Source organism: Kitasatospora sp. NPDC096140, from assembly GCF_040303045.1.
Classification (GTDB): Bacteria; Actinomycetota; Actinomycetes; order Streptomycetales; family Streptomycetaceae; genus Kitasatospora.
Genome location: NZ_JBEOUW010000006.1, coordinates 285271 through 295505, shown reverse-complemented (window position 1 = coordinate 295505; position 10235 = coordinate 285271). Strand labels below are relative to the sequence as shown.

The window sequence follows — 10235 nt, the reverse complement described above, 5'->3', positions numbered from 1 at the left end:
CCGGCGCGGCGCCGGGCCCGGCGGGGGCCTGTTTGGCGTCCTGGGGGACGCCGCTCTGCGCGGCGCGCGGGCCGGTGTCCGCGCGGCCCCCGCCCCCCCCCCCCCCACGGCCGGACTCGGGCCGGCACGGGCGCCCGGGCGGTCCTCCCGAAGGACCGCCTGGAGTCGACAACCGAGGGCCACGGGCGCTAACTGAAGGTGCCGATCGTCGACCGGGCACCTCGCACGCGCGGGAAGACCGCCCCGGTTCGCCCCTGGTGCGGGCAGGCGATGCGGCTTCCGGTGGAGCCGGCCGCCGAGAAGGACGCGGCGCTGCCGCGCACCGGCCAACGGTTCCTCACGTCAGGAGAGACACCATCATGCGTATTCGGACCACTGCGCTCGTCGCGGTTCTCCTCACCGGCGGCACCCTCGCCACCCTGCCGGCGGGCAGCGCGACCGCCGCCGGACCCGTCAGCGGCGCCGCGGTCGTCCTCGGGATCGCCGAGGCCGACGGCGAGGCCGGTGTCTGGGACTCCGCGGTGCAGCACTTCGACGGCTCGCAGGAGCAGGCCGATCGGATCCTGCGCGACATGAACGACCTCGACGCCGTCCTGAAGGCCGACACGCAGGAGATGCGCGACGCCGGCCCCCTCACGGTCGCCGTCGAGGAGAAGGCCGCCGTGAGCACGTACACGGACTTCGCCGGGAGGGTGGAGAAGTCGCTCGACGGTCTCGCCAAGGAAGCACCCCAGTTCCAGAAGCTCGGCCTGAACGGGGTCGTCGCGAACACCGTCAAGGGCCTCCAGAGCGACACCGACACGTTCAGCGGCACGCTGTCCTCGATCGCGGACGCGAACGACCAAGGGGTCATCAAAACCGCTTCCGCCAGCATCGACGACGAGTTCAAGAAGGCACTCTCAGCATTCTCGTAGGGCCCGGTTCCGTTCCCGGCAGGCCGCCGCCCGGCCGCGGGTGGACCGGCTCGGGTGATACCGCGTCCCCGGCACCTCTGCTGTGCCATCATCAACCCATGGGTGAGACAGTTGAGTTGAAGCTCGCTGACGGCACCGGCGTGGTGGTGGAGCTCTCCCCCGCCCCGGCCGCGTACCCCGTGGAACTGCCGCCGGGTGCGGCCGATCTGCCGCCCGGCAGCGCCCCGGTCGTCCCGGTCGGGCGGGCCCGGCGGGCGGCGGAGGCCGCCGGCCGCACCCTCGCCGACGTGCTGAGCCCGCTGGGCGGCGTGCTGGACTCGGTGCACTCCGCCGTCCGCGGCGCGCTCCGCCCGCCCGACGAGGTCGAGGTGGAGCTCGGTGTGAAGCTCACCCACGACCTCAAGCTGGGCATCGCCGGGGCGGGCGGCGAGGCCACCATCACCGTCCGGGCCACCTGGACGCCCCGGCCCGCGGCCGCCCCGGACGTCCCTGCCGCCGCTCCCGCCGAGGAGACCGCCCGGGAAGAAGCCGTCCGGGAGCCGGCCGCCGCGGCCACCGTCCCCGGGCCCGCCGACCCACCGCGCGGGTAGGCGGGATGGGTCCGGACGATCCCGACCGTCCCGTCAAGCTCGCGCACGCCGCCCTGCACCGTGCGGGGGAACCCCTGGCCTTCGGCGGCGGCGTGCTGCTGGCCCCGGGTACGGTCCTGACCTGTGCGCACGTGGTCAACCAGGTGTTGGACCGGCCGGACTTCGCCCAGGAACGCCCCGGGGCCCTGGATCTCCTGGCGGTCTCCTTCCCCGCGACGGGCCGCCGCCGGCTCCGGGCCGCACTGGCGGCCTGGCTGCCCGCCCGCCGGGCCGACGGGTCGCCCGCCGCGGAGGGCGACGTCGAGTGGTCCGGCGACCTGGCGCTGTTACGGCTGCTGGACGACCCCGGGCCCGCCGCACGGCCGGTGGGGACCGGGCGCTGCCACGCCGGCCGCCCCGCCTACGCCTGGTTCGGCAGCGGGGCGCCGAGCAGCATCGCGGCCGTCCTGGTGCAGGGCGTCACCGAGCGCTGGATCGTGCTCGACTCCACCGGCTCCGCGCAGCCCGTCGTCGGCGGGTACAGCGGCTCGCCGCTGTGGGACCGGGCGCAGCGGCGGGTGGTGGGGCTGGTGGTGAGTCGCAGCGGGCTGCGGGCCTTCGCGGTGCCCGCCGCCGACCTGCGCGAACTGTTCGAGGAGGCGGGCGAGGCGCTTCCCGGTCCGCTGGGCGTCGAGGACGGTGCTCACGGCCCGATGGACCCGGTGGCCCGTCAGCTGCTCGGCCCGTTGCGCTCCGTGCTCACCACTCCGGAGGCGCTGGCCGATCTGGCCGGGCGCTTCCTGGCCGAGCTGGAAGCGGAGCCGGAGCCGGGGCCGGGGCCGGAACCGGCTCCGGCCACCGAACCGGGCGACGACCGCGCCGGTGTCGACGCCGGCGCAAACAACGCTGGCGCAAACGACGCCGGAGCGGACGCCGGCTTCCCCGCGAGCGCCGAGCGGCTGGTCCGGCTGGCCACCGCCCGTCCGCACGGCGCGCCGACCCTGTTGGCGTTGCTGGCCGGCGCCGCGCGTACGCAGGAACAGCAGAGCTGGATCGCCACCACCGCGTTGCGCGTCTGCCCCGAGCAGTTCCTCACGGCCGCCGAACACCGCGAGCTGCTCACCCTGCTCGCGGACGGCACCGTCCCCGATCCGCGGCGCTGCGCGGCCGAGGCGCTGCCGCTGGGCCCTGACCTGGAGCAGGCCCACTGGCCGGAGGCGGTGGCCGAGCTGGAGCGCTACCGGCCACGGTACGGAAGGTTCCCGCAGCTGCTGCGCACGGTGGAGTTCGCGGCAGCGGCGGCCGGTCCGGGCACCGCGCGGGGCCTGGGCGCGTGGAGCGAGGCGGTGGCGCAGCGGCTCGGGCTGGCCGAGATCCTGCTCGAACACCGGGCCCAGGCGCGGGAGTCGGCGGAGCGTGCGCGGGAGCGGGGTCCGCAGCGCGGTGCCCCGGCCCCGGTGGTGCAGGTGCAGCTGTGGCGGGCGACGGGCACGGAGCACTTCAGCTACGCCCTGCACGCCGCGGACGCCCGGGGGCGCCCGCTGCACCGCTCGGTCCGGGACACTCCGGTGCCGCGTTCCCGGCTGCTGGCCGAACTCGGGGCGCTGTTGGAGGAGGTGACCGGTCAGGTGGAGCCCGGCGCGGTGCCGGTGGTGGAGTGGTTCGTCACCGGGGAGGAGCTCGATCTGGCGGTCGACCAGTGGGTGTACCGGCCCGACGAGCTGTTTCCGGGCGTGCTGGGGCAGGACTTCCTGTGCGTGATGCGCAGCCCGGAGTTGCGGCGGGCCGCGTTCCGGCCCGAACACCGTTACCGGTGGCAGGTCCTGCGTTCGGGGCGGTTGGCGCTGGTGGACCGGCAGGACCCGGTGGTGCAGCAGCGGGGTGCGCCGGTGCCGGTCTGCGGTGTGGCGCTGTGCTGCCCGGCCGAGGAGGTGCCGCGGTTGCGGGCGATCGCGCTGGCCGTGGGGGTGCCCGGGGTGCTGTGGCTGCGCCCGGCCGATCACGCCATCCCGCCGGACCGGGTGCGGGAGCTGGTCCACGGCGCGGCGCCGTACCAGCTTCCCCGACTGGTGTACGAGGCGCGCCTGACGGAATCCCCGGACGGCCTGCACCGCAATCTGGCGCTGGTCTGGGATTCTCCTGACGGGCATCCGGAGACCCTCGGGCTGGGCGACCCGCGGGACTGATCCGGCGGCGCGGGCGGGTCGGCGCCGGCCGGGGGAGGACGAGGCACGGACCGAGACACGGACGAGGCACGGACCGAGGCACGAACGAGGAGAGGGCGACGATGAGCGGAGCGACGGGACCGGAGCCGGCCACCGCGGCACAGGACGACGGCGGGGACGGTTGGCGGATCTACCGGGGCGACGACGCGGTGGTGCGCGACGAGCCGCTGCCCGCCGCCCCGCCGTGGCGCCGCTTCGGCGCCCTGCCCGGCCCGCGGCCCGCCCCGGCGTACCGGATCGGCCCGCAGGAGGCCGACGTGGTCAACGCCGCACTGCACCTGCGCCGCCCGCTGCTGGTCACCGGGCGTCCCGGCACCGGCAAGTCCTCGCTGGCGGCTTCGTTGGCGCGCGAGCTCGGGCTCGGCCCGGTGCTGCGCTGGCCGGTGAACAGCCGCACCACGCTGCAGGACGGCCTCTACCGCTACGACGCCGTCGGGCGGCTGCGCGACACCGGCCGGTCCCGCGAACTGGCCGCCCCGGAGCCGGACATGGGCAGCTACCTGCGGCTCGGCCCGCTCGGCACCGCGCTCGCCACCGGGCGCCCCGGCCGGCCGCGGGTGCTGCTGGTCGACGAGCTGGACAAGGGCGACCTGGACCTGCCCAACGACCTGCTGGTGGTGTTCGAGGAGGGCGAGTTCGAGATCCCCGAGCTGAGTCGGCTGCCCGACGACCACCCGGACGTACGGGTGATGCTGACCGGCACCCGGGAGCGCCATCCGGTGCACCACGGCCTGATCGGCTGCCAGGAGTTCCCCGTCACCGTCCTGACCAGCAACGGCGAGCGGGACTTCCCGCCGGCGTTCCTGCGCAGGTGTGTGCGTCTCGACCTGCCCGAGCCGGACGAGGCACGGCTGCGCGACATCGTCCGGGCCCACCTGGGCGAGGACGGGCTGCAGGCCGGGGAGGATCTGATCGAGGCCTTCCTGCACCGGCGCGACCACGACCGCGGCGCGCTGGCCACCGACCAGCTGCTCAACGCCGTCCACCTGCGCCTCAGTGGCGTGGAGTTGGGCCGCGAGGGCCTGCTCGGCGCGGTGCTGCGCCCGCTGGAGGAGCCGGAGCCCGGGCTCGGATGATCGACCGACTGCGGACGGTGCTGCAGCCCGCCGCCACCCACCTCACCCCGACCGAGCTGGCCGAGATCCTGTGGCTGGCCCGGCGCATCCCGCCCGGCGGCCTGGCCGGTGCGCCCGGTGCCCCGGCCGCGGCACGGCCCGCCAACGACGGCCGGGAGCGGCCGGGCGGCGCTGCCGGTGCCACGCTGCCCGACGCGACCGAACCCCCCACCCCGGCCGGGCTGTACGCCCACACCCGCGCGGCCTCGCCCGGCACCGCGGCGCGGCCGGTCCTGGTGCCCGCCGGACGCGCGCTGCCGGGCTCGCTGCCGATCGGCCGCGCCCTGCGCCCGCTCCGCCGCACCACCGCGTCGGCGCACCGGCAGCGGCTGGACGAGGCGGCCACCGCCGAGCTGATCGCCGAGACCGGGGTGCTGGACGTGGTCCTGCGCCCGGGCCGGGAACGCTGGCTCAGCGCCGCGCTGGTCGTCGACGACGGCCTGTCGATGGAGCTGTGGCAGGAGGCCGCCGCCGGCGTCCGGGAGGTGATGGAGCACGTCGGCCACTTCCGCACGGTGCGGTGCTTCGGGCTGGACAGCCGCACCGACGGGCCGCCGGTCCTGCGTGCCCGGCCGTTCACCCGCAGCGCGCCGGTGGTCGCACCGGCGTCGCTGTGCCCGGCCGACGGCCGCGGCACCGTCCTGGTGCTCTCCGACGCGATCGGCGCGGGCTGGCACCGGGGACGGGTCGCGCCGCTGCTCGCGTACTGGGCCCGGCGCTGTCCGACCGCCGTCGTCCAGCCGTTGCCGCAGCGGCTCTGGTCGGGCAGCGCGCTGACGGTGGAGCGGCTGCTGCTGCGCGGAAACCGGCCCGGGGCGGCCAATGTCGAGCTCACCGCCACCGACCCGGTGCTGCCCGAACTCCCCGTCCCGGGCACACCGGTGCCGGTGCTGGACCTCCAGCCGGGAGCGTTCGCCGGCTGGGCCGCCCTCGTGGCCGCAGGGCGGCCGACGATCCTGCCCGCCCTCGCCCTGGCCCCGCACGGGGCCGCCGACGACCTCCCGTCGGACGGCCATGGACGCGACGACGCGCCGGCCCACCTGACCGGACGGCTGGCGCACTTCCGCCGGGCCGCCTCCCCGGAGGCGTACCGGCTGGCGGGCCACCTGGCCGCGGTGCGGCCGTTGACCCTGGCGCTGATGCGCCTGGTGCAACGCGCCGTGCACGGCCGGGTCGATCCGGCCCCGCTCGCCGAGGTCCTCCTCGGCGGGCTGCTGCGGCGCCGGCCGGGCCTGGGCGGGCCGGGCCCCGCCGTGTACGACTTCCGTCCGGGGCTGCGCGACCTGCTGCTGGAGACGGTGCCGGTCGGCGACCTCCTCGCCACCACCGACCTGGTCGGCGCCGTGCTGCGCTCCTCGGCTCCGGGCTCCGGCCGGGCGCCCGCGCTGCAGGCCGACCTCGCCGGGCGCAGCGCCCTGGCCCCGGGGGCGAGCGCCTTCGCCCTGTCCGCCGAGCCGCTGCTGCGCCACTTCACCGCCCCGGCTGACCGGCCCTCCCCCGGCCCGGGCACCCCGGACGGCTTCGACCCGCTGGCCGGGCAGGACCGGCGGCTGGCCGCGCTGGTCGCGGCCGGCCGGTGGCGGGCCGCGGTGGAGCGCGGCGAGGAGGTGCTGGACCGGCTGGTCCGGCACCACGGCCCGGACAGCCTGCGGGTGCTGGCCGGCCGCCGGGACCTGGCGGAGTGGATCGGCCGGGCCGGCGCCCCGCAGACCGCGCACCGGCTGGCCCGGGAACTGCACTTGGAACTGGCACGGCTGCTCGGCCCCGGGGACGACCGCACGCTGGCGACCGCGGCCACCGCCGCGGAATGGGCCGGACGCTCGGGCCGCCCGGCCGAGGCGGTCGACCGCTACCGCTCGGTGCTCGACCACCAGGAGCCCCGGCTCGGCCCCGACCACGCCGACACGGTGGCCTCCTACGGCCGGTTCGCCTACTGGACCGGGGAACTGGGCGACCCGGAGCGCGCGGTCCGGTGCTACGACGAACTCCTCGCCCGGCAACGGCGGCTGCTCGGCGAGGAGCACGTCGCGGTGCTCAACACCCGGGCGAACATCGGTTCCTGGCACGGCCAGGCGGGCCGGACCGGGCTGGCCCTGGAACTGTCCGAGGAACTGCTGCGCGACGTACGGCGGCACGCCCCGGAGGACCACCCGCTGCGCCCGATCACCGAGGCCGAGCACGCCCACTGGAAGGGCGCCGCCGGGGCCCCGGCGGAGGCCGCGGCGACCCTGCGGCTGGTCCTGCCGAGGGTGACCGCCGCGCTCGGCCCGGCGCACTCCTACCCGTTCGCGGTGCGCTCGCGCATCGCCCGCTGGACCGGCGCGGCGGGCCACCCAGCACAGGCCCTGGAGCTGATGCGCAGCCTGCTGACGGACGTCAGCTCGGTGCTGATCCCCGAACACGCGATCTTCCTGACCTGCCGGGTCGAGTACGCCCACTGGACGCTGGCGACGGGCGACGTGGAGCAGGCCCGCGCCCTGCTGGCCGAGCTGGCCCCCGAGGTGGAGACGGTGCTGGGGCCCGGACACCCGGAGGCCGTACGGGCCCGCGAGCTGCTGGCCGGCCTGCCCGGCCCCGAGGCGGGAAGAAAGCGGTGAGCGGCCACTCCCCTGCGCGGGCCCCGGGGTCGACCGGGGCGCTCGGCACGCGCGGGCTGCCCCCGGCGTTCTGGTGGCTGTGGGCCGGCACCCTGGTGAACCGCCTGGGCACCTTCGCCGTCCCGTTCCTGACGCTGTACCTGACCGTGGAGCGCGGCCGCTCGGCGGCCTTCGCCGGGCTGGTCGCGGCCGCCTTCGCCGTCGGCGGCACGGTCGGCGCGCTGGCCGGCGGCGCGGCGGCGGACCGATTCGGCTGCCACCGGGCCCTGGTCGGCGCCCATCTGAGCACCGCCGCGGCGACGGCCGTGCTCGGCCTGACCACCGGCGGGTCGGCGCTGTTCGCGGCGGCGTCCGCCCTCGGCTGCACCACCGGCGCGGCCCGGCCCGCCACCGCGGCCCTGATGTCCGCACTGCTCGGCCCCGAGGACCGGGTGCGCGCCTTCTCCCTCGACTACTGGGCGATGAACCTGGGCTTCTCGATCTCGGTGCTGCTCGCCGGCCTGGCCGCCCGGACCGGCTACCCGGTGCTCTTCCTGGCCGACGCCACGGCGACCCTGTGCTGCGCGCTGGTGGTGCTCCTGCGCGTCCCGGCCCCGTCCGGCGCCGACGCGGCGGACTGCGCGGCGGGCGCCGTGGGCGGCACCGACGGCGGGCCCGCCCCCGGGGAGGCGTCGGCGCGCGGCCGCCGGGCGCTGCTCGCCGACCGGCCGTTCCTGTGCTGCGTGCTGCTCTTCGCCCTGGTCGCCGCCGTGCTCCAGCAGATGACCACCATGCTGCCGGTCGCGATGGCCGACGACGGTCTGAGCCCGGCGGCCTGCGGCGCCGTCATCGCGCTGAACGGCGTCATCGTCTGCCTGGCCCAGCTCCCGGCGGGGCGCCTGCTCGACGGCCGTTCCCCGTTCCGCCTGCTGGCCCTGGCAGCGGCGCTGTGCGGCACCGGTTTCGGCCTCACCTCCTTCGCCGGCTCCGCGCCCGCGTACGCGCTGACGGTGGTGGTCTGGACGGCCGGCGAGGTGATCAGCGGCCCGGTCAGCCTGGATCTGACCGCCCGCTTCGCCAAGGCCCGAGCCGCCGGCCGCTACCAGGGGGCGAGCGCCTTCGCCTGGTCGGCCGGTGGCGTCCTGGCCGCCGCCGCGGGCGGCTGGACGTACGACCGGCTCGGCTCCGCCGCCCTCTGGTGCGCCTGCGCCCTGACCGGCCTGGCCGCCGCCGCCGGCTTCCTCGCCCTCGCCCGGCACGCCCCGGACTGACGCACGTCGTCGCCCCCGTCGGCCCCCGCCGTCGCCTGCCGGGGCGGCGGGGGTGGCGGGGGCCGGCGGGGGCGGCGGGGCCTGCCCGGTGGGGCCGTCAGTGGTGGAAGCCGACGCGGTCGCGATCGTGGGGGCGGCCCTGGTCGAGGATCTTGATGGCCCGGCGCATGTCGTCGGCGAGCAGCTCGATCTCGTCGCGGTCGACGCCGTGGCGGACCAGGACGCGCTGGATGACCGTCTCCTGGCGGTCCGGCGGCAGCGGGTAGGAGGGGACCTGCCAGCCGCGCATGCGGAGCTGGTCGGAGAGGTCGTAGAGGCTCCAGCCGACCGAGTCGGGGTCGGTGAGGGTGTACGAGACGGCGGGCAGGGCGCCGACGCCGTCGTAGAGCAGGGTGAAGGGGCCCATCTCGGTGATCTGCCGGCCGAGGTGCTGCGCGGTGTCGGCGCAGGCCTGGTACACCCGGCGGTACCCCTCGCGGCCCAGGCGCAGGAACATGAAGTACTGGGTGACGACCTGGCCGCCCGGGCGGGAGAAGTTGAGGGCGAGGGTCGGCATGTCGCCGCCGAGGTAGTCGACGTGGAAGACCAGCCCGTCCGGCAGCGCGGCCTGGTCCCGCCACAGCGCCCAGCCCACGCCCAGCGGGGCCATCCCGTACTTGTGACCGGAGGCGTTGATCGAGGCGACCCGCGGCAGGCGGAAGTCCCAGACCAGGTCGCGGTGGAGGAACGGCGCGATGAACCCGCCCGACGCCGCGTCCACGTGCAGCGGCACGTCGAGGCCGGTCTCCACCTGCAGGCGGTCCAGCTCGGCCGCGATCTCCCCCACCGGCTCGTACGTGCAGGTGTACGTCACCCCGAGGATCGCGACCACGCCGATGGTGTTCTCGTCGACGTACTCGCGCAGCTGGTGCGGTTGCAGTCCGGTCGCCCCGGGCTCCACCGGCACCTGGCGCAGCTCCACGTCGAAGTACCGGGCGAACTTCTCCCAGCACACCTGGACCGGGCCGCACACCAGGTTCGGCCGCTCCGTGGACTGGCCCGCCGCCTTCCGGCGGTCCCGCCAGCGCCACTTCAGGGCGAGGCCGCACAGCATCGCCGCCTCGCTGGAGCCGGTGGTCGAGCAGCCGACCGCGTTGGACTCGCCGGAGCCGACCGGGGCGTGCCAGAGGTCGGCGAGGATGTTCACGCACCGCGACTCGATCTCGGCGGTCTGCGGGTACTCGTCCTTGTCGACGATGTTCTTGTCCAGGCAGAGGTCCATCAGCCGGCGGACCTCGTCGTCCGTCCAGGTCGTGCAGAAGGTGGCGAGGTTCTGCGCGGCGTTGCCGTCCAGCAGGAGCTCGTTGCGCAGCAGCTGGAAGACCACCTGCGGCGGTGCCGGGAAGTCCGGCATGGCCCGCTTGGGCAGGGGGTGTTCGCTCAGTGGTGAGGCGAAGATGTCGACGGCCGCATCGGACGCCGGCTCCTGTGCGTTGTGGAGAGCCACCGGTCACCTCTCGTGTCGTCCTCGGATCCTCCGAATCGGACAATACGGGCAGAACCGAGGTCCCGGCCTGCGGGCGTAC

7 protein-coding genes are annotated in these 10235 nt (G+C 76.3%); 6 read left to right on the top strand and 1 reads right to left on the bottom strand.

Annotated elements, in window-relative coordinates; translation table 11 throughout:
- Positions 1-359 precede the first annotated feature (359 nt).
- From ABT048_RS08720 to ABT048_RS08695, 6 genes are all read left to right on the top strand, one after another.
- Complete coding sequence (locus ABT048_RS08720; protein WP_350520593.1) at positions 360-914, top strand: cell wall mannoprotein 1 family protein; 555 nt, start codon at positions 360-362, stop codon at positions 912-914.
- A gap of 98 nt (positions 915-1012) precedes the next feature.
- Positions 1013-1504, top strand: a complete 492-nt coding sequence (locus ABT048_RS08715) for a CU044_2847 family protein (RefSeq protein ID WP_350520592.1) — start codon at positions 1013-1015, stop codon at positions 1502-1504.
- Positions 1505-1509: 5 nt separating this feature from the next.
- On the top strand, positions 1510-3669 hold the full coding sequence (locus ABT048_RS08710) for a VMAP-C domain-containing protein (RefSeq protein WP_350520591.1): 2160 nt from the start codon (positions 1510-1512) through the stop codon (positions 3667-3669).
- 101 nt (positions 3670-3770) lie between these two features.
- Entirely contained in the window at positions 3771-4784 is a 1014-nt protein-coding gene (locus tag ABT048_RS08705; protein ID WP_350520590.1) for an AAA family ATPase, read from the top strand.
- Complete coding sequence (locus ABT048_RS08700) at positions 4781-7420, top strand: SAV_2336 N-terminal domain-related protein (protein ID WP_350520589.1); 2640 nt, start codon at positions 4781-4783, stop codon at positions 7418-7420. The genes ABT048_RS08705 and ABT048_RS08700 overlap by 4 nt, the downstream gene beginning before the upstream one ends.
- A complete protein-coding gene (locus ABT048_RS08695; protein WP_350520588.1) occupies positions 7417-8670 on the top strand; it encodes an MFS transporter in 1254 nt (417 codons plus the stop codon). The genes ABT048_RS08700 and ABT048_RS08695 overlap by 4 nt, the downstream gene beginning before the upstream one ends.
- 97 nt (positions 8671-8767) lie before the next feature.
- Here ABT048_RS08695 and gad read toward each other — a convergent pair whose 3' ends face one another.
- On the bottom strand, positions 8768-10156 hold the full coding sequence (gene gad, locus ABT048_RS08690; RefSeq protein ID WP_350520587.1) for a glutamate decarboxylase: 1389 nt from the start codon (positions 10154-10156) through the stop codon (positions 8768-8770).
- Positions 10157-10235: the final 79 nt, after the last annotated feature.